This is a genomic window from Roseateles chitinivorans (assembly GCF_002761755.1).
In the GTDB taxonomy this organism is placed as follows: domain Bacteria; phylum Pseudomonadota; class Gammaproteobacteria; order Burkholderiales; family Burkholderiaceae_C; genus Roseateles; species Roseateles chitinivorans.
The window spans coordinates 1-19,539 of the sequence record NZ_PEOG01000021.1 but is presented as its reverse complement, the minus strand read 5'-3'; the positions used below and the strand labels follow the sequence as shown (position 1 = coordinate 19,539).

Here is a 19,539-nt window from a genome sequence, read left to right as displayed (position 1 = left end):
CGACATGACGCATTCCGCCCTTCATCCCGCCGCCTCGGCCCCCGGTCCGGTCGGCCCGAGCGCGCCGGCCATCAAGCGCGGTGCGATGGTGCCGCGCCCCTGGGGTCAGCGCACGCCGCCGGTCGAGTCGCTGCCGGCCTCCGAGCCGCCCCAGGCCTGGGAGACCGCGGCCCGGAACCGGCGCAATGCGCTGAAGCTGTCGATCGCCGGCGCCACCGCGCTGGCCACCAGCGTGCTCTGGCAGACCCACAACGGCTGGGCCAGCGATCCCTGGGCCTTCGCGCTGCAGTGCGTGCACCTGGCGCTGTTCGCGCTGCTGTTCGCCTGGGTCAGCGCCGGCTGCGTCACCGCGGTGATGGGCTTCTGGGTGATGCTGCGCGGCGACCGTCACGCGATCTCGATCAAGGACGCCGGCAACGAGCCGCTCGGCGCCGATGCCCGGACCGCCCTGGTCATGCCGATCTGCAACGAGGACGTCACCACCGTCTTCGCCGGCCTGCGCGCCAGCTGCGAATCGCTGGCCGCGGCCGGCGCGCTGCGCCTGTTCGACGTCTACATCCTGTCCGACAGCTCCGACCCCGAGCGCCGCACGCAGGAGCTGGCCGCCTGGGCCGAACTGCGCGCGCAGTTCGCCGGCCGGGGCCGCATCCACTACCGCTGGCGCCAGCGCCGGGTGAAGAAGAAGGCGGGCAACGTCGCCGACTTCTGCCGCCGCTGGGGCCGCAACTACCGCTACATGGTGGTGCTGGATGCCGACAGCGTCATGAGCGGCGACTGCCTGCTGGGCCTGGTGCGCCTGATGGAGAAGCATCCGCGCGCCGGCATCCTGCAGGCCGCCAACCAGGTCTGCGGCCACGACACGCCGCATGCCCGCGCACAGCAGTTCGCGAGCCGCGTGACCGGCCGCCTGTTCGCCGCCGGCATGCAGTACTGGCAGCTCGGCGAGGCGCACTACTGGGGCCACAACGCGATCATCCGCGTCGAGCCCTTCATGAAGCACTGCGCCCTGGCCCCGCTGCGGGGCAAGGAGATCATGTCGCACGACTTCGTCGAGGCCGCCCTGATGCGCCGCGCCGGCTACCAGGTGTGGCTGGTCGCCGACCTGCCGGGCTCCTATGAGCAGCAGCCGCCGCACCTGCTGGCCGAACTCCAGCGCGACCGCCGCTGGTGCCAGGGCAACATCCAGAACGCCGGCCTGATCGCCGAGCCCGGCCTGCACGGCGTGCACCGCGCGATGCTGGTGACCGGTGCGCTGTCCTACCTGGCCGCGCCGCTGTGGCTGCTGTACGTCGGCCTGGGCGTGCTGCTGTGGAACGTCGGCGGCAACGAGGCCTTCCAGCCCTTCATGGAAGACGGCTCGCTGGCGCCGGGCGTGGCAGCGCTGTGGCTGGGCACGATCGGCATGCTGGTGCTGCCGCGCCTGCTGTCGGTGGCCGCGCTGATCCTGCGCGGCGAGCAGTCGCAGTACGGCGGCGCGTTCAAGCTGCTGGCCTCCTGCGCCACCGAGGCCGGCATGTCGCTGCTGCAGGCGCCGCTGCGCATGGTCGCCCATTCGATCTTCTGCGTGGTCGCGTTGACCGGCATCTCGCTGGACTGGAAGTCGCCTCCCCGTGCCGCCGAGGACGTCTCCTGGCGCGAGGCCTTCGCCGCCTACGGCCGCATCAGCGTGATCACCGCCGTGATCGCCGCGGCCATCGGCGCGCTCAGCCCGTCGACGCTGATCTGGATCGCGCCGATCGCACTGCCGCTGCTGCTGGCCGCGCCGATCACCGTGCTGTCCAGCCGCGCCCGCCTGGGCGAACGCATGCGCGGCGCCGGCCTGCTGCTGATCCCCGAAGAGAGCCAGACCCCGACCGTCCTGCGCAACGCCTGGGCCTATGGCCGCCAGGAACGTCACCTCCCCGGCTTCGCCGACCTGCTCGCCAGCCGTCGCCTGACGGCGCTGGCGGCCGAGGCGATGGGCCGCCGCGACGTGGGCCAGGGCATGCGCGCCCAGGTGCGTCGCCAGCGCCTGGACCAGTTGAGCGCGCAGCCTGGCGCCGTCGACGCGATGAGCAACGCCGAGCGCATGCGCTTCCTGAGCGAGCCGGGCCACCTGCTGCGACTGGCGCAGCCGCTGCGCCCGGTGGCCGATGCCGAGATCGTTCGCCCCGACCTGCGCCTGGCCGCCTGAGGCCGCCGGGAGCCGCTGAATCCCGCCCCATCGGCCCGGGCGCCTCGCCGACGAGTCATGGCGAAGGCGCGGTGCCCGGGATCGATGCGGTCAGCGCCGCGGCGCTACATCGGGTCGCGGTCGTAGGCCCGGACGTCCTGGGGCAGCCGGACCCAGCCGTGCATCCGGCAGGTGTAGACCGAGTCCTGCGGTGGCGGGAAGTCCGGATCTCCGAATCCGCCCACCGCCACGCCGACCGATCCTTCGACCCCCTCCTCCGTGTGGAAGACGGTGCTGCCGCAGACCGGGCAGAAGTGGAATCGGAATCGCGCCCCCTGATCGCCGGCGCGTATGAATTCGGTCGCGATGCCGATGACCTCGTAGGGCTCGGCAAAGGCCGCCAGCGTCGCGAAGACACTGCCCGTGCGGCGCTGGCACGCCAGGCAGTGGCAGAGGCCGGTTCCCAACGGCTCTCCCTGCACCACGATCTTCAATTGGCCGCAACTGCACGAAGCGGTACGTGAAGCCATTCGATCACCTCCCTGGAGACCGGACGTGGAGCGGCCATGCTAAGCGCAGCGCCGGGGCGCTGGCTACCTGTCTGAGACATCGTTGCCACACCGACATGAACCGCCGTCCCCTCTCCGAGGGATGCGGCCCCCGGCGGCGAGGGCCCGCCTACATCGCCCAGAGGCGGGGCGGGGTGCCATCCAGGCCCCACAGGGCCTGGCGCCAGACGGCCCAGCAACGCCGCAGCAGCAGCGCGACCGGCTCGACCACCGGTCCCAGCACCCGCACCACCAGCACGTCGTCCTGCGCGGCAGTCGCGCCGGCGCTTGCGCGCAGCGGGTCGGCGTCGATCAGCGCGCGCACCGCGTCCAGCGCCCGTTCACGGCGATCGCGTCCGAGCGCCGCGCCGGCGGCGAAGACCAGCGTTCCCAGGCAACGCTGCCCGGCCAGGCCGAGGTCGCCTTCCATCAACAGCGCATCGCCCGCATCGAGCCGGCCGCGCTCCAGCCAGACACCGGGAATTTCCAGGTGCTGCAGGAAGCGACCACTCGAGAACGGCTGTCCCGCGCCGGGCAGCCCGAGCGCCGTGATGTCCCAGGCCAGCAGCTCCGCCGTCGGCGCGAGGGTGAAGCGCGCCTCGTTGACCGCTTCACAGCCCGGGTAGGCGATCGCCTCGAGCGGCAGCCATTCCAGCCGCGCGCCGTCGCCCAGCGTCGCCTGAACGCACTGCCTGGCCGACGCGCCGGTCGGACTGCGGTAGAAGCGCGTCGCACCCGGCGTGGTCACCAGCGCATGGGCGCCGTCGCCGACCGTCACCGCGATGTCCAGCGTGTCGCCGCCGACCAGCCCGCTGGGCGGATGAACAAGCACGCTGTGGCAGATGGCCTCGCCCTCCGGATAGAGGCTCTTCAGCAGGCGCAGCGGCCCGTCGTGCTCATGGCTGACGACGCTGCGCCCCCGGTCGAGGCGGTAGTCGGCGCGCAGGCGGGCCAGCCATTGCTTGTCGACGGCCGGGCCGGGCTTGCCGGCCGGCACGGGGAGGATCTCGGAAGGCGCGGTCATGGGCGCGGATGTTAGGCGCATCCGCACCGCCGCCCGGGCGGAAGGACCGCCTACTTCGGCACCGTGATCCAGGCGTAGTCCAGCCAGTTGTCGGCGCGGTGCACCGCCTGCACCCCCTGGCGCACCGCCCAGGGCGCGGCCTGCCGGTGCAGCGGCAGGACATGCAGCTGCTCCCTGTACTCCTGCAGCGCGGCCTTGATGAGCTGTTCGCGCCTGACCGGATCCGCCTCGACCGAGGAGGCGGCCGCGAGCTGGTCGAACTTCGGGTTCCGCGAGCGGCCGTAGTTGTAGAAGCCGGCACCGGAGGACTTGTCATCGCTGCGGTAGACCGGGGTGAGGATGGTCTCGGCATCGGTGATCGCGCCGCCCCAGCCCATCAGGTAGAGGCTGGTCTCGTAGCGCTCCAGCCGGGGGAAATAGAGCACCCGCGGCATCGCGTTGACCTTCACCTTCACCTTGATCTGCGCCCACATCGACGCGAGCGCCAGGCAGATGCCCTCGTCGTTGACATAGCGGTTGTTGGGGCAGTCCAGCGTGACCTCGAAACCGTCGCCATAGCCAGCGTCGGCCATCGCCTTGCGCGCGGCGGCGAGGTCGAACGGCAGGCGCGTCTCGAGCGCCGGATCGCCGTAGGCGCCGAGCGGCGACGGCGTGAGGCCGCCGGTGGGTTGCGACAGCCCGTTCATCAGGCGCTTGTGGATCGCCTCGATGTCGATGGCCTGGTACATCGCGCGGCGCACCCGCAGGTCCTGGAACGGGTTCCGGCCGTTGGGCGAGCGGCCGTACACCAGCGTCTCCCGCGCCTGGTCCATGCCGATGAAGACCAGCCGGTTCTCGAGCCCCTCCAGCACCTGCACCCCGGGCGTGGCCCGCAGCCGCGGCACGTCGCGCGGCGCGGGGTCCAGCAGCAGGTCGATCTCGCCCGACACCAGCGCGGCCAGCCGCGTCGCGTCGTTGGAGATCGGCGTGAACTGGACCTCCTGCACATTGCCTTCGAAACGGCCCCACCAGTTCGGGTTGCGCTTGTAGACGGTGCGGATGCCGGGTTGCCGCCGCACCAGCATGAAGGGCCCGGTGCCGTTGGCGTTGAAGCTGGCGTGGCTCTCCTCGTTGTCCTTGAAGCTGAGCGGCCGCGTGACCTTGTGCTGCTCGCTCCAGGACTTGCTCATGATGAAGAGCAGGTCCAGGTGCTGCAGGAAGATCGGGTTGAAGCGCGGCTGGGTGATCTCGACGGTGAGCTCGTCGATCTTGCGGGCGGTGCCCACCGCGTTGGCGTAGACCGCGAGCTGCGAGGTCGGCGCCTTGGCGCGCTGCAGCGAGAAGACGACATCGTCCGCGGTGAAGGGCGAGCCGTCGTGGAACCGGACATTGGGCCGCAGCTTGAAGCGCCAGACCAGCGGGCTGAGCTGCGTCCACTCGGTGGCCAGGCCCGGCACGAGCCTGAGCTGCCTGTCGCGAGCGGTGAGGCGCTCGTAGACCTGCGAGTTCATCCCGTTGGTCAGGCTCTCGTTCTGCGAGTGCGGGTCCATGGTCTGGGCATCGCCCTGACTGGCCCAGCGCAGCGTCTGCGCCGCCGACGCGCCGGCCAGCCCTGCGAGCACGCTGGCGCACAGCGCCATCAGCATGAGCCTTCGCGTCATCCCGCTCTCCCGACGTCCGTCCGATGTCGGGCGAGTGTAGGCAGCTGCCGCTCAGCGGCGGTCGGGGGCTTTCCCGACGGGGCGACGGGGTTCGCCGCTCACCCCGCTCACCCCGCTCACCCCGCTCTCGCCGCTCTCGCCGCTCACGCCGCCGGCGCCTGCCAGAGCTCGTCCAGCTTCTGGAAGCCCCAGGTGGCCGGATCCTCGCGGCCGATGATGCGATCCGTCGCCCCGGGCGAGGACAGGTCCAGGACCTGCGTCGGGATCGGCATCTGCGACTTGGTCGAATAGAACACCCGCACCCGGGGTGCCGTCAGCGCGGTCGCGTTCTGCTCCAGCACCACCGCCAGCTTGCCCGACTGCAGCTTCACCAGCGTGCCGACCGGATAGATGCCCACGCACTTGACGAAGGCCTGGAACACGCGCGGGTCGAAGTGGCCGGTCCACTGCGCCATCCGCGCCAGCGAGGACGCCGGATCCCACGCGTTCTTGTAGGGCCGGTTCGAGGTGATCGCGTCGTAGACGTCGCACACCGCGCCCATGCGGGAGAGCAGGCTGATCTGCTCGCCGGCGAGCTTGCCGGGGTAGCCGCTGCCATCCATCTTCTCGTGATGCCGCAGGGCGACGTCCAGCGCCGCTTCGGGCACCGAGGTGCCCTCCTTGAGCATCTCGTAGCCACGCGTCGGATGGTCCCGCATGATCGCGAACTCGGCATCGGTCAGCGCGCCCGGCTTGTTCAGCACGTTCAGGGGCATCGCCATCTTGCCGACGTCGTGCAGCAGCCCGGCCAGTCCGGCCTCGCGTGTCTTCGCCTCGTCCAGGCCCATCTGGCGGGACAGCGACACCATCAGCGCGCACACCGCCACCGAATGCATATAGGTGTAGTCGTCCTTGGTCTTGAGCCGCGCCAGGCTGATCAGCGCCGACGGATTGCGCTCGACAGAACTGGCCACTTCGGCCACCAGGGGCAGGCATTGCTCGGCGTCGATCGCCTTGCCCAGCCGGGCCTCGCCGAACAGGTTCATCACCGCGCGCTTGGAGCGCTGCATGACCTGCGATGCGCGCTCGAGTTCCTCGCCCATCGATGCCGGCGCGGTCCCCAGTTCCAGCCGCGGCGCGGCCGCCACCACGGCGGGCGCCTGAGGCGCTCCTGTCACGGCCGGCGCTGCCGCCGGGACGGGCGGCGCCACGTCCAGGCCCTTGGAGGCATCGATCCAGCAGAACGGCACGCCGCTCGCCTTCAGGGCCTGGAGATCCTCCGCCTCGGTCAGGACGAACTTGGTCTTCCAGAACGGATGGGACAGCCAGGAGCCTTCCATCCCTTGCAGGTACATGCCCAGCCTGACCTCCGATGTGGGAATCTTCTTCAGCATGACTGGCGTTTTCGTCCAGGACAACACAGTATGGCGCCCTCCCCGGCGCACGCACAGTCAGACAAGCATGAAAAAACCGCCCCATGGGGCGGTTGCGATGGACGCTCCGCCGCGGCCCGGGGCCGCGGCCTCAGCGTGCCACGGTTCAGCGGAACCGGGACTGCGGGACTGTACGGAGTTCGGACGGGAGGCTCGCCAGGTATTGGGCCAGCGTCTTGAGTTCCGCGTGGGTGAACTGCTTCACCTGGCCGGCCATCACCGCGTTGCTGCGGCCGTGATACGGCTTGCCCTGGATCTGGTAGGACTTCAGCGCGACGTACAGGTAGTCGGCATGCTGGCCGGCGATCTTCGGATAGGTGCCGTCGATCGGCTTGCTGAAGTTGGCGCCATGACAGCTGGCGCAGGCGCCCTTGTCGAGCAGCTTCTTCACGTCGGCCGGTGCCTCGACCGTCGCCGGCACCGGCTCGACCGGGGCCAGGCCGGCGTAGTACTCGGAGATCTCGGCGATGTCCTTGTCGCCCAGCGGCAGCGCGATGCCGCGCATCGTCGGATGCTTGCGATCGCCCTTGGCATAAGCGGCCAGCGAGGCGGCGATGTACTTGGCGTTCTGGCCCGCGATCATCGGGACCTTGTGGACCTCGGGGAAGGTCGCCTGGTAGCCCGGGATGCCATGGCAGCCGATGCACATGGCCACCTTGGCCTGCACCGGCGCCTGGGGGCCAGGTGTTGCCGTGGCGGGTGGGTTCGCGGCCGGCGCTTGTCCCGGCGCGGGCGACGAAGGGGCGTTGGACTGAGCGGATACAACAAACGCACTTCCGGCCAGCATCAACGCGAGGGAGATCTGCAGTTGTCTTCTCATGGTCCCGATCTTCGAGGATTTGGGGCGGCGCGATTATAGGGGGGGCCCTATATACTGGTTTTCACCGCTGCGCTAGAGAAACCCCTCATGAAATTCAAAGGTTCCCAGGACTACGTCGCCACGCCGGATCTGATGCTGGCGGTCAACGCGGCCATCACGCTGAAGCGGCCGCTGCTGGTCAAGGGCGAACCGGGCACCGGCAAGACGCTGCTGGCCGAGGAGGTCGCCAAGTCGCTGGGACTGCCGCTGCTGCAATGGCATGTGAAGAGCACGACCAAGGCGCAGCAGGGCCTGTACGAGTACGACGCCGTCTCGCGCCTGCGCGACAGCCAGCTCGGCGACGACAAGGTGCGGGACATCTCGAACTACATCGTCCAGGGCACGCTGTGGCAGGCCTTCGCCTCGGACACGCCGGTGGCGCTGCTGATCGACGAGATCGACAAGGCCGACATCGAGTTCCCCAACGACCTGCTGCGCGAGCTCGACCGGATGGAGTTCTACGTCTACGAGACCCGCGAGTGGGTCCGCGCCAAGCACCGGCCGCTGGTGTTCATCACCTCCAACAACGAGAAGGAGCTGCCCGACGCCTTCCTGCGCCGCTGCTTCTTCCACTACATCAAGTTCCCCGAGGCCGACACGATGCAGGCCATCGTCGACGTCCACTTCCCCGGCCTCAAGAAGGAACTGCTGGCCGCGGCGCTCAAGACCTTCTACGACGTGCGCAAGCTGCCGGGGCTGAAGAAGAAGCCCTCGACCTCGGAGCTGATCGACTGGCTCAAGCTGCTGCTGGCCGAGGACATCCCGGCCGAGGCGCTGCAGACGCAGGACGACAAGGTCGCGATCCCGCCGCTGGTGGGCGCGCTGCTGAAGAACGAGCAGGACCTGACCCTGTTCGAGAAGCTCGTCTACATGCAGAGCCGCAACCGCTGAGGCCGCCGCGATGAGCCAAGACTTCAACGCCGCCTGGCGCGCCGCGCTGGCCGACGCGCTCGGCTTCGTCGGCGGCGGCGTGATCGGCCTGCTGCTCGGCCGCGCGCTGGGCTGGGAATTCATCGGCGCGCCCGGCTGGGGCACGACGCAGATCCTGGGCCTGCTCACCATCCTGGCCGGCATGGGCGGCTGCCGCTGGCTGCTGCGCCGGCTGCTGCTCGGCGGCAAGGGCTGAGCGCCCGCTCCTTTCCTCCCACCGCCGGCCGCCGGTCGGCCCGATCGAATGACCGCCTCCAATCCCTTCACCGCGCCGGTCACGCTGACCGGCCCGCATGCGCGGCTCGAGCCGCTGTCGCCCGCCCATCGCGAGGCGCTCGCCGAAGCGGCCGACGACGGCGCGCTGTGGAAGCTCTGGTACACCAGCGTGCCGGCGCCCGAGCGCATGGCCGCGGAGATCGAACGACGGCTCGGCCTGCGCGACGCCGGCTCGATGAATCCCTTTGCAGTCTTCGATGCCCAGGGCCGCGCCGCCGGCATGACGACCTACATGCACATCGACGCGGCCAACCGCCGCGTCGAGATCGGCTCCACCTGGACCCGCGCCTCCTGCCAGCGCAGCGCCCTGAACACGCAATGCAAGCTGCTGCTGCTGCAGCATGCGTTCGAGACGCTGGATTGCATCGCGGTGGAGTTCCGCACCCATCGCCTGAACACGCAGAGCCGCCGCGCGATCGAGCGGCTGGGCGCGCAGCTCGACGGCATCCTGCGCTCGCACCTGCGCATGCCTGACGGCACGCTGCGCGACACCTGCGTCTACAGCATCACCGCGGCCGAATGGCCGACCGTCCGCAACCACCTGCAGTGGCAACTCGACAAGCCCCGGAGCGCCTGATGCCGACCGCGACCAAGAAGACCGCCTCCAGGAACACCGCGCCCGGCAAGGCCGCGCCCCGCAAGCGCCCGGCGACGAAGACCGCGACCGCGCCGGCGGTGACGGCGCGGGCGAAGCAGTCCTCGAAGGCCGCCGGCCCGAAAGCGGCGCTGAAGACCTTCGACGCGGACGCCCTCTGGGCGCTGGCCCGTGTCGGCGCGCCGAGCCTGTCGCCGGACGGCGCGCAGGCCGTCGTGCCGGTGACGCGCTTCGACATGGAGAAGAACCGGGGCGCGACCTCGCTGTGGCTGCTCTCCACGCTGGGCGGCGACCCGCGTCCGCTGACCTCGGCCGGCGAGAAGGACGGCCAGCCGCGCTGGAGCCCGCAGGGCGACCTCGTCGCCTTCATCGCGCGCCGTGACCAGGAAGGCGACAAGGACGAGGCCCCGCAGCTGTACCTGATCCCGCCCGATGGCGGCGAGGCCCGCCGCGTGACCCGGATGCCGTTCGGCGTCGAGGCCTTCAAGTGGTTCCCGGACGGGAAGCGTCTGGCCTTCGTGTCCTGGGTCGATCCCGCGCTCCGGGGCCAGGCCGCGCAGGCCGAACGCCGCAAGGCCGAGAAGGACCGCAAGGACTCGGCCTACGTCACCGAAGAGGGCTTCTACCGCTTCTGGGACCATGCGCTGCCGATGGGCCGGGTGCCGCACCTGCATGTCGTCGACCTCGACAGCGGAAAGGTGCGCGACCTCTTCGAAGGTACCGACTACGAACTGAGCCGCGCCGAGCCCGATGCCGACAGCTTCGACATCTCGCCCGATGGCCGCCGCATCGTCTTCAGCTTCGACCCCAACACGCCCAAGACGCTGGAGCACCGCAACGCGCTGGCCGAGATCGAGGTGCGCTCCGGCCGCGCGCAGGTGCTGCTGCGCGAGCCGGCCTGGGACTTCGTCGCCCCGGTCTACAGCCATGCCGGCCAGCACATCGCCTTCATTGCCTGCCATCAGGGCCTGAAGCACACGATGCCGCAGCAGTTGGCGGTGCTGGACACCCACGGCCACTGGGCGGTGCTGTCCGAGGACTGGGACCAGGAGGTCGCCGCGCCGCTGCGCTGGGACGAGGACGACCTGGGCGTGCTCTTCTGCGCCGAGGAGCGCGGCCGCCGCCATCTCTATCGCTTCGACGTCAAGACGCTGCATGCCTTCCCGCTGTGCGAGGGCGGCCATGTCGGCGCCTTCGCGCTGGAGGCCGGCACGCTGGTCGTGCTGCATGACAGCGCGAGCTTCCCGCCGCGGCTGTCCGTCGTCGACCGGGAAGGCGATGCCCAGGACCAGGTGCTGCACCGGATCGAGTCCTTCAACGACGCGGCGCTGTCGACGCTGGCCTTCGGCGCGGTCGAGGAACGCTGGTACGAGGGCGCGCTCGGCGAGCCGGTGCAGATGTGGCTCTACTACCCGCCCGGCTTCGATCCGAAGAAGAAGGCCAAGGCGCCGCTGATGCACCTGATCCACGGCGGCCCGCACACCGCGATGGGCGACAGCTGGCACTGGCGCTGGAACCATCAGGCGATGGCATCGGCGGGCTATGTGGTCGCCTGCGTGAATTACCACGGCTCGTCGAGCTTCGGCAACCGCTTCGCCGACTCGATCACCGGCCGCTGGGGCGAGCTCGAACTGGAAGATGTCGAGCGCGCGACCGACCTGCTGCTCCAGCAACCCTGGGCCGATCCGAAGCGGGTCTTCGCGACCGGCGGCAGCTACGGCGGCTACATGGTCGCGTGGATGAACGGCCATGTGCCGGCCGGCCGCTACCAGGCCTATGTCTGCCATGCGGGCTGCTACGACTGGACGGCGATGTTCGCGAACGATGCCTATCTCTGGCACGCCAAGGAACTGGGCACGGCCTACTGGAAGGATCCGGCCAAGGTCGCGTCGCAGAGCCCCATCGGCTATGCGCAGCACTTCAACACGCCGACGCTGGTCATCCATGGCCAGCTGGACTACCGCGTGCCCGACGCGCAGGGCCTGGCCTACTACAACACGCTGAAGGCGCAGGGCATCGCCGCACGCCTGGTCTGGTTCCCGGATGAGAACCACTGGGTCATGAAGCCGCGCAACTCGAAGCTCTGGTACGGCGAGTTCTTCGACTGGCTCAAGAGACATGACGGTGCGGGCGCTGGCGGGAAGCGGCGGCGCGGCTGACAGGCAAGGCCCGACCCTGTTGTCGGCGTACCTCGCGATACCGCAAGAGAACGTAAAAGGGGTATCGCAGCGGGCCACGCACGCCGCCTCGCCGGGCGGTCCCCGTGATGGGCGAGACCTCGCCCGACAGGCGTCCATCGCGGGATGACACGCCGCGGGCGGCCGCCCTCGGCCGCCGAACGTGCGCGGACCCCGGTCCCGCGTCCGGAAACAGTTGCACCGAGCCGGGCCGGGTTGGTGATGTTTCGAAAGGGAAGCCTCCGTAGCATGCCGCGCGTCGCACCGTTCCACCCAAGCACGCATGCCCGTCCGTCACGCCTCCACGCCTTCGCTCTCCTTGATCAGCCTTCTGGTCGCCTCCGCACTCACGGCCTGCGGCGGCGGCGGAGGGGATAGCGGCTCCGCGCCGTCCCCTTCGACGGCCGGCACGCCCACCTCGCCGGCACCGGCGCCCTCGCCTGCGCCAGCACCCTCGCCTGCGCCGGCACCCTCGCCTGCACCAGCCCCCTCGCCTGCGCCGGCCCCCTCGCCTGCGCCGGCGCCCTCGCCTGCGCCGGCACCCTCGCCTGCGCCAGCAGCCTCACCTGCGCCGGCGCCCTCGCCTGCGCCAGCACCCTCACCTGCGCCGGCACCATCGCCAGCTCCAGCTCCCGCACCGGCTCCCGCTCCGGCGCCACCGCCCTCATCCGCGGCCGACTTCGCGCTGAAGTGGACCGACCTGCACCAGACCATGGACGGCTTCGGCGCCTCCGACGCCTGGCATGGCCCGTTGACCAACGCGCAGGCCGACCTCTTCTTCAGTCCCACCTCAGGCATCGGCCTCTCGCTGCTGCGCATGGGCATCAACCAGGATGGCGGCACCTTCTCGACGTGGAACAACGCCAAGCTGGCCATCGCGCGCGGCGCCCGGGTCTGGGCTGCCCCGTGGTCGCCGCCGGCGAGCCTGAAAACGACCGGGGACCGCAACTCGGGGTCCTTGCGCAGCGATGCCTATGCCACCTGGGCCACCACCCTGGCCTCCTTCGTGACCAACTTCAACGGCAATGTCGGCAGCCCGCTGTACGCGATCTCCGCCCAGAACGAACCGGACTTCGAGACGGACGGCAAGTACGACATGTGCCTGTACAGCTTTCCCGACATGGCGGCCTTCGTCGGCCGGCTCGGGGCGGCGGTGGCCGCGCTGAACCTGCCCTCGCCGCCGAAGATCCTCGCGCCGGAATCGGCGTCGTGGGACAAGCTCTGGAGCTATGCCTCGGCGATCAAGGCCGATCCCGTCGCCCGCGGCTACGTCGGCATCTACGCGACCCACCAGTACGGCGGCGTCAGGCCCTACCAGCCGCTGGACAAGCCCCTGTGGGAGACCGAGCAATCCTCGTTCGAGGCCTTCGATCCCTCCATCGCCAACGCGCTGAAGGTGGGCGGATGGATCAACGAGGCCATCACCTCGGGGAATGCCAGCGCCTGGCACTACTGGTGGCTCAACGGCATCAACGACGACAACGAAGGCCTGATCGGCAAGAAGGGCGACTTCCAGCTGACCAAGCGGCTCTTCGCCCTCGGCCACTATGCGCGCTTCGTGCGACCGGGCTGGGTGCGGATCGGCGTCGACGGCAGCGTGTCGGGGGTGCTGGTCACCGCCTTCAAGCAGCCCGCCACCGGGGACTTCGCGGTCGTCGTCGCCAACTCGGGCGGCGCCACGACGCGCACCTTCTCCGTCCCGGGCGCGGATGGCAGCGCCGTGGCGGCCTACGTGACGGCCGACACGCCCCTGGGGGCCATCGGCACCGACGGCAACCTGTCGCTCGGATCGGCGTCGCAGCAGGTCCCGGCATCGATTCCCGTCGCTCAAGGCCGGTTCACCGCTCCGCTGGCGCGCGGCCTCACGACCTTCGTCGGGAAAGCCAACTAGCCGCCCGTCCCGCCTGAATCGCTCCGCCCTCGCCTGAACCTCATCCCGATCCGCCATGGCCCGTCGTCGATCGAACCCTCTCTCTTCCCTGGTCGTCCGGCGTCTGTCGGCGGCCATCGCAGGCTGCGCGCTGGCGCCGTTCCTGCTGACGGCCTGTGGCGGCGGGAGCGACGGCGGCTCCACTCCGGCGTCGACCGCCATCTCGCCCGCGCCGACGCCCGGTGCAGCGCCGGCACCGGCACCTGCACCTGCACCGGCACCTGCACCTGCACCTGCACCAGCACCGGCGCCATCTCCATCGCCATCGCCAGCACCGGCACCGGCACCGGCACCGGCACCGGCACCAGCACCAGCACCAGCACCGGCACCGGCACCGGCACCAGCTCCAGCTCCAGCTCCGGCACCTGCACCGGCGCCTGCACCGGCGCCCGCGGCCTGCGATCTCCCCGCCACGTTTTCATGGGTGTCCACGCCGCCGCTGATTGCGCCGCGTTCGACCGACTTCGTGTCCATCAAGGATCCGACGATCGTTCGCTACAACAATCTCTATCACGTCTTCGCAACGGTCTTCGATACGTCGAGGAACGCCTGGAGCGCGGTCTACCTGAACTTCAGCGACTTCTCCAAGGCCGGGAGCGCGGTGCAGGTGCCGCTGGCCGGCAAACCGGCAGGTGATGCCGTGGCGCCGCAGGTCTTCTACTTCCGCCCCCACAAGAAGTGGTACCTGATTTCGCAGTGGGGCGCCAAGTACTCCACCAACACCGACATCGCCAATCCGGACGGCTGGACCGCGCCCCAGCCGCTGCTGACCGGAGGGCCGCCCAAGGCGCTCGACTACTGGGTCATCTGCGACAGCGAGAACTGCCACCTGTTCTTCTCCGCGGACAACGGCAAGCTGTACCGCTCCAAGACGCCCATCGGCAACTTCCCGAACTTCTCGGGCTATGAGGTCGTCATGTCGGACCAGGAGGCCAACCTGTTCGAAGCGAGCAACGTATACAAGGTCGAAGGGCGCGAGCAGTACCTGCTGCTGGTCGAGGCCTATGGGCCGCGTTACTTCCGTGCCTGGACGGCGACCAGCCTGGACGGCCCATGGAAGGCGTTGGCCGACAAGCAGTCAGCCCCCTTCGCGGGCGCCGCGAATGTCTCGTTCGACGGTCCCCGATGGACCAACGACATCAGCCACGGCGAAATGATCCGCGCCGGCTACGACGAAACCCTGACCATCAACGCCTGCAACATGCAGTACCTCTACCAGGGCGTCGACCCGGGGTCGACGGCGGTCTACGACCACCTCCCCTATCGACTCGGCGTGCTGCAGGCGCGATGACGCCGGCTCACCCCTCGTCCCAGTCCAGGTCGCCGCACAGCACCCGCAGCCGGCCGTCCTGCCGGTAGGCCACCGAGACCGTCACGCACATCCGGGCGCCGTGCAGGCTCAGGTAGGGGCGGGTGACCTGGATCTCGCCGACCGTCTCGACCGCGCGGCGGAAGTACGGGCGGCGCGCCCAGCGCGCATCGCCGGCGCGCTCCATCGGCAGGAAGCGCGGATCGGTCTCGGCCGGACCGGAGGCAGGCGCCGCGCGCGGGCCCAGTTCGCGGCCCTCCTCGTCGAGCAGGTAGCACATCTGCGCGCCTTCCAGCTTCAGGAAGGCCTGGCAGGCCTCGGCCAGCGGCCGGCCCTGCTGCAGCGGCCCCAGCGCCAGCGCCAGCGCCGTGCGGAAGGGCATCAGCCGGTCCAGGTGGTCGCGCTGCCGCCGCGCCTGGCGCTCGTTGAACAGGCCCCAGACGTCCTCGAGCGCGGACACGCCCTCCTCGTCGCGCAGGAACGGCGCCGGATGCCCGAAGGCGAAGCCCTGCACCAGGTCCACGTCCGCGTCCATCGCAAGCTGCGCGTCCTCGGTCGTCTCGATGCCTTCCAGCAGCACCAGCGAGCCGCAGTCATGCAGCAGCGCCACCATCTGCGACAGCGCCCGCGCCATGCGCCGCGACCCGCGCGAGCGCTTCAGCAACGAGCGGTCCAGCTTGACGATCTCCGGCCGGATGCGCCAGATGCGGTCGAAGTTGGAGTGACCCACGCCGAAGTCGTCCAGCGCCAGCAGGCAGCCGGTCGCGCGCGCCGCCTCGACCGCGTCCTCGAAGGAGTCGTCGCGGGCCATGACGTCCTCGGTGACCTCGAACACGAGCCGGTGCGTGGGCAGGCCGAGCTGGTGGACGACCTCCACCGCCCGCGCCAGCATCCGCACCTGCAGCGCGGCATGGTTGAAGACAGCCGGATGGATGTTCAGGAACAGCCAGCAGTCCGGCTGCTCCTGCGCGACGAAGTTGTGGACGTGCAGCAGCCGGCACAGGCGATCGAGCCAGACCTGCTGGTCGAAATTGCCGACGCCCTCGAAGGCGGTGACCGGCGTGATGGGCCGGCCGCGGTCGTCCTCGACCCGGATCAGGCCCTCATAGCCGACCGGCCGGCGATGGGGATAGCCGTAGACCGGCTGGAACGCGCTGGTCAGCCGGTAGTTCTCGTAGCTGCCGACCCAGCGGCCGCGCTCCTCGCGCACCGCGCCGTACAGCGCCTGCAGCATCGCCTCGACTTCGGCGTTGTCGTCGCCGTGGCCTTGCCCGTGATCCATGCACCCGATCCCAACGTTGGAAGCTCCGCGGTCCCGCGGCCGCGGACCCCTGCGTGCCGCCGATGCTACGCCCGCGGACCGGTCAACCGGCATGGATAATGCCCGGATGCCCCGGAGTTCAGGGGGAGGCCCATGCTGATCCAGTTCTTCTACACGCTGCGCGCCGCCAAGCTGCCCGTCTCCGTCAAGGAGTACCTGACCCTGCTCGAGGCCATGAAGGCCGGCGTGCTCGACGACTCCGCCGAAGGCGGCAGCGGCCCGACGGTCGACAAGTTCTACGCGCTCGCCCGCACCGCGCTCGTCAAGGACGAGGCCCTGTTCGACAAGTTCGACCGCGCCTTCGCCGCCTACTTCAAGGGCGTCGAGCTGATGGGCGACCTGTTCAAGGCGCTGCCCCAGGAATGGCTGACCCGGCAGCTCGAGCGCGAGCTCACGCCCGAGCAGCTCGCCCAGCTCAAGGCCCTGGACTGGGACGAACTGATGGACACGCTGCGCCAGCGCCTGGAGGAACAGCAGGAGCGCCATGAAGGCGGCAGCCGCTGGATCGGTACCGGCGGCACCAGCCCCTTCGGCAACGGCGGCGTCAATCCGCGCGGTGTCCGCATCGGCGGTCCCGGCGGCCAGCGCAGCGCGGTCAAGGTCTGGGAGCAGCGCGCCTACAAGGACTACGACGACGGCATCGAGCTGGGCACCCGCAACATCAAGGTCGCGCTGCGGCGGCTGCGGCGCTTCGCCCGTGAGGGCTCCGACCTCGAACTCGACCTGGACGACACCATCCACAAGACCGCCGCCAACGCCGGCATGCTGGACATCCGGATGATCCCGGAGCGCCACAACAAGGTGAAGCTGCTGCTGCTGATGGACGTCGGCGGCACGATGGACGAGCACGTGCATCGCGTCGAGGAACTGTTCTCCGCGGTCAAGAGCGAGTTCAAGCACCTGGAGTTCTTCTACTTCCACAACTGCGTCTACGACTTCGTCTGGAAGAACAACCGGCGGCGCTTCAGCGAGAAGACCTCGACCTGGGACCTGATCCACAAGTACAACCGCGACTACAAGCTGATCTTCGTCGGCGACGCCACGATGAGCCCTTACGAGATCCTGCAGCCCGGCGGCAGCGTCGAATACAACAACGAGGAAGCCGGCGCCGAATGGCTGCAACGGCTGACGAACCACTTCACCAGGCACGTCTGGATCAACCCGGAGCCGGCCGGAGTCTGGCAGTACCGCCAGAGCATCTCGCTGATCCAGCAGCTGATGCAGCAACGCATGATGCCGCTCACCATGGGCGGCCTCGAACAGGCGATGCGCGTGCTCAACCGATGACGGCGACGACACCGACGCCCTCGCTCCTCCGGGTCCTGCGTCGCCTGCTGCCGATCGTGGCGATCGGCGCGGCGGGCGCGATGCTGGGCGGCTGTTCCTTGCTGCCCACCGACCGCAAGGCCGAACTCAAGGTCGCCGCCGCCGAGGAACCGGACGACGCCAATCCCAACGTCACGCGGCGGCGGATCTCCGCCTACGAGCTGACCGTCGACGCGCCGCCGGAACTGCGCTCGCTGCTGATGCAGCACCTGGACCTGGCCCGCTTCCGCGACACGCCCGAAGACATGCGCCTGACCGCCGCCGAGCTGCGCCGGCTCGCCGCCGTCGCGCCCGAGCAGGCGACCAAGCTGCTGGAGACCGCCGGCTACTTCAACGCCAAGGTCAAGACCGAGGAGGTGGGCGACCTGAGCGACGGCGTCCGCAACCTGCGCCTGGTGGTGGACACCGGCCCGCGGGCGCTGGTGCGCCAGATGGACCTGCGCATCGAGGGGCCGCTCAAGGTCGCCTCGGAGCGCGGCGACAAGCTCGCCACCGCGCTCGAGCGCACGCTGACCCAGAGCTGGCTGCTGCAGCCGCAGACCGGCTTCAGCCAGGGCGACTGGGCGGCGGCCAAGAACGCGCTGCTGACCCGCGCCCGCGCGCAGGGCTATCCGCTGGCGCGAATGACCCACACCGAGGCCGTGGTGCAGGCCGACGACAACCAGGTCGACATCGCCGTGACGCTGGAAAGCGGACCGCTGTTCACCCTGGGCGAGCTGACGGTCGAGGGCCTGAAGCACCAGCCCGAGGACAGCGTGCGCCGCCTCGCCGGCTACAAGCTGCATCAGCCCTACAACGAGAAGCTGCTGCTCGACTTCCAGGAGCGGCTGCTGGGCACGCAGCTGTTCGACAGCGCCAGCGTCGAGATCCAGCCCGAGAGCGTCAGCCCGCCGCCCGGCGCGGAGACGGTGGAGGTGCCGGTCACCGTCAAGATCCGCGAGGCGGCGCGCCAGCAGGTGACCCTGGGCGTCGGTTACCGGACCGTCGACGGTCCCAGCACCAGCATCGAGTACACGCACCGCAAGCCCTTCGGCCTGAACATCCGCGAGCGCAGCAAGCTCGAGCTCTCGCGCGTGCGCCAGGCGCTGGACACCGAGATCAGCTCCCACCCGCAGCCCAACATGCAGCGCAGCCTGGCGCTGGTGAAGGTCGAGCGCATCGACGACAACGACCAGGTCAACCTCAACCTGAGCACGCGGCTCGGCTATGCCAAGGAGACCGAGCCCGAGGACCGGCTGACCTACATCGAGGTGCTGCGCGCCTGGGAACACAAGCCCGACATCCCGACGACGGTGGCCGGCGCGGTCTCGTTGAACCAGCAGATGACCTGGCGCCGGCTGGACTCGCGGGTGCTGCCGACCAAGGGCTGGAGCGCGACGATGACGGTCGGCGGCGGCTGGGCCGACAGCTCGTCGGAAAAGAATGGGCCGTTCGCGCGCGCCACCGGCAAGGTGTTCTGGTACACGCCGCTGTCGGGGCGCTGGCTGTTCTCGACCCGCCTGGAAGGCGGCCAGATCCTGGCCAAGGGCAAGCTGGGCCTGCCCGAGGCGCTGCGCTTCCGCACCGGCGGCGACGACAGCGTGCGCGGCTACGGCTACAACGACCTGGGCCCGGTCAACTCCACCGGCGCGCAGACCGGCGGCCGCGTGCTGCTCAACGGCAGCGTCGAGGTCTCGCATCCCCTCACGCCCCGCATTCCGCAACTGATGGGCGCGCTGTTCCTCGACGCCGGCCAGGCCGCGCAGAACTGGGGCGACTACCACCCTGCCTGGGCCTACGGCACCGGCCTGCGCTATCGCAGCCCGGTCGGCGTGCTGCGCTTCGACTTCGCCAAGGGCAACCTGGTGGACAAATGGCGCCTGCACTTCAGCGTGGCGATCAGCCTGTAATCCGATGAGCGATCCCCGCGACGACCTCCCGCCGCCCGCGCCTTCCGGCGCGACGCCCGCATCCGCGCCGGTGCCCGAAGGCGCTGGCGGCGACGCATCGGCCGCGGACCTCGCGAGGGCCGGTGCGGCCTCGCCGGAGGGCCTGACCGGC

General features: G+C 69.9%; 17 protein-coding genes. 9 read left to right on the top strand and 8 right to left on the bottom strand.

All coding sequences use genetic code 11. The features are described 5' to 3' along the window. Nucleotides 1–4 precede the first annotated feature (4 nt). Nucleotides 5–2,173, top strand: a complete 2,169-nt coding sequence (mdoH, locus tag CS062_RS09555) for a glucans biosynthesis glucosyltransferase MdoH (RefSeq protein ID WP_099861422.1) — start codon at nt 5–7, stop codon at nt 2,171–2,173. Between the two features lie 104 nt (nt 2,174–2,277). Here the strand turns inward: mdoH and CS062_RS09550 are convergent, their stop codons facing one another. From CS062_RS09550 to CS062_RS09530, 5 genes are all read right to left on the bottom strand, one after another. Further along, the gene (locus CS062_RS09550) at nt 2,278–2,682 is read right to left on the bottom strand and encodes a GFA family protein (RefSeq protein ID WP_099861421.1); all 405 of its coding nucleotides are present in this window, start codon (nt 2,680–2,682) and stop codon (nt 2,278–2,280) included. Nucleotides 2,683–2,830: 148 nt separating this feature from the next. Beyond that, the gene (locus tag CS062_RS09545; protein WP_099861420.1) at nt 2,831–3,724 is read right to left on the bottom strand and encodes an urease accessory protein UreD; all 894 of its coding nucleotides are present in this window, start codon (nt 3,722–3,724) and stop codon (nt 2,831–2,833) included. A gap of 50 nt (nt 3,725–3,774) precedes the next feature. Continuing rightward, entirely contained in the window at nt 3,775–5,364 is a 1,590-nt protein-coding gene (locus tag CS062_RS09540) for an ABC transporter substrate-binding protein (protein WP_099861419.1), read from the bottom strand. Between the two features lie 143 nt (nt 5,365–5,507). Then, a complete protein-coding gene (locus CS062_RS09535; protein ID WP_099861418.1) occupies nt 5,508–6,737 on the bottom strand; it encodes a cyclic di-GMP phosphodiesterase in 1,230 nt (409 codons plus the stop codon). Between the two features lie 145 nt (nt 6,738–6,882). Next, on the bottom strand, nt 6,883–7,596 hold the full coding sequence (locus CS062_RS09530; protein ID WP_233218003.1) for a c-type cytochrome: 714 nt from the start codon (nt 7,594–7,596) through the stop codon (nt 6,883–6,885). 87 nt (nt 7,597–7,683) lie between these two features. Between CS062_RS09530 and CS062_RS09525 the strand changes: the two genes are divergently transcribed. Genes CS062_RS09525 through CS062_RS09510 form a run of 4 tightly spaced genes read left to right on the top strand, consistent with a single transcriptional unit; the run spans nt 7,684 to nt 11,595 of the window. Next, entirely contained in the window at nt 7,684–8,526 is an 843-nt protein-coding gene (locus CS062_RS09525; RefSeq protein WP_099861416.1) for an AAA family ATPase, read from the top strand. Between the two features lie 10 nt (nt 8,527–8,536). Next, a complete protein-coding gene (locus CS062_RS09520) occupies nt 8,537–8,761 on the top strand; it encodes a hypothetical protein (protein WP_099861415.1) in 225 nt (74 codons plus the stop codon). Nucleotides 8,762–8,809: 48 nt separating this feature from the next. After that, nucleotides 8,810–9,418 carry a GNAT family N-acetyltransferase gene (locus CS062_RS09515; RefSeq protein WP_099861414.1) on the top strand — a complete coding sequence of 203 codons (609 nt, stop codon included), beginning with the start codon at nt 8,810–8,812 and terminating at the stop codon, nt 9,416–9,418. After that, nucleotides 9,418–11,595 carry a prolyl oligopeptidase family serine peptidase gene (locus CS062_RS09510; protein WP_099861413.1) on the top strand — a complete coding sequence of 726 codons (2,178 nt, stop codon included), beginning with the start codon at nt 9,418–9,420 and terminating at the stop codon, nt 11,593–11,595. Before CS062_RS09515 ends, CS062_RS09510 begins: the two co-directional genes overlap by 1 nt. 365 nt (nt 11,596–11,960) lie before the next feature. On the opposite strand, the gene CS062_RS09505 is transcribed toward CS062_RS09510, so the two are convergent. Then, complete coding sequence (locus CS062_RS09505) at nt 11,961–12,281, bottom strand: hypothetical protein (protein WP_158238727.1); 321 nt, start codon at nt 12,279–12,281, stop codon at nt 11,961–11,963. Between the two features lie 44 nt (nt 12,282–12,325). Here CS062_RS09505 and CS062_RS09500 point away from each other — a divergent pair, with 44 nt between their 5' ends. Then, the gene (locus CS062_RS09500; protein ID WP_099861412.1) at nt 12,326–13,504 is read left to right on the top strand and encodes a glycoside hydrolase; all 1,179 of its coding nucleotides are present in this window, start codon (nt 12,326–12,328) and stop codon (nt 13,502–13,504) included. On the opposite strand, the gene CS062_RS26605 is transcribed toward CS062_RS09500, so the two are convergent. Next, nucleotides 13,501–13,965 (bottom strand): hypothetical protein, encoded by a 465-nt coding sequence (locus CS062_RS26605; protein ID WP_199174209.1) that lies wholly within the window; start codon nt 13,963–13,965, stop codon nt 13,501–13,503. The two genes, CS062_RS09500 and CS062_RS26605, sit on opposite strands and share 4 nt — an antisense overlap. A gap of 2 nt (nt 13,966–13,967) precedes the next feature. Here CS062_RS26605 and CS062_RS09495 point away from each other — a divergent pair, with 2 nt between their 5' ends. Next, a complete protein-coding gene (locus CS062_RS09495; protein WP_199174208.1) occupies nt 13,968–14,834 on the top strand; it encodes a glycoside hydrolase family 62 protein in 867 nt (288 codons plus the stop codon). Between the two features lie 7 nt (nt 14,835–14,841). Here CS062_RS09495 and CS062_RS09490 read toward each other — a convergent pair whose 3' ends face one another. Continuing rightward, on the bottom strand, nt 14,842–16,134 hold the full coding sequence (locus CS062_RS09490; RefSeq protein WP_233218002.1) for a sensor domain-containing phosphodiesterase: 1,293 nt from the start codon (nt 16,132–16,134) through the stop codon (nt 14,842–14,844). A gap of 132 nt (nt 16,135–16,266) precedes the next feature. On the opposite strand from CS062_RS09490, the gene CS062_RS09485 reads away from it, so the two are divergent. Next, nucleotides 16,267–17,460, top strand: a complete 1,194-nt coding sequence (locus CS062_RS09485) for a vWA domain-containing protein (protein ID WP_099861410.1) — start codon at nt 16,267–16,269, stop codon at nt 17,458–17,460. Then, the gene (locus CS062_RS09480) at nt 17,457–19,388 is read left to right on the top strand and encodes an autotransporter assembly complex protein TamA (protein WP_099861409.1); all 1,932 of its coding nucleotides are present in this window, start codon (nt 17,457–17,459) and stop codon (nt 19,386–19,388) included. Before CS062_RS09485 ends, CS062_RS09480 begins: the two co-directional genes overlap by 4 nt. Nucleotides 19,389–19,539: the final 151 nt, after the last annotated feature.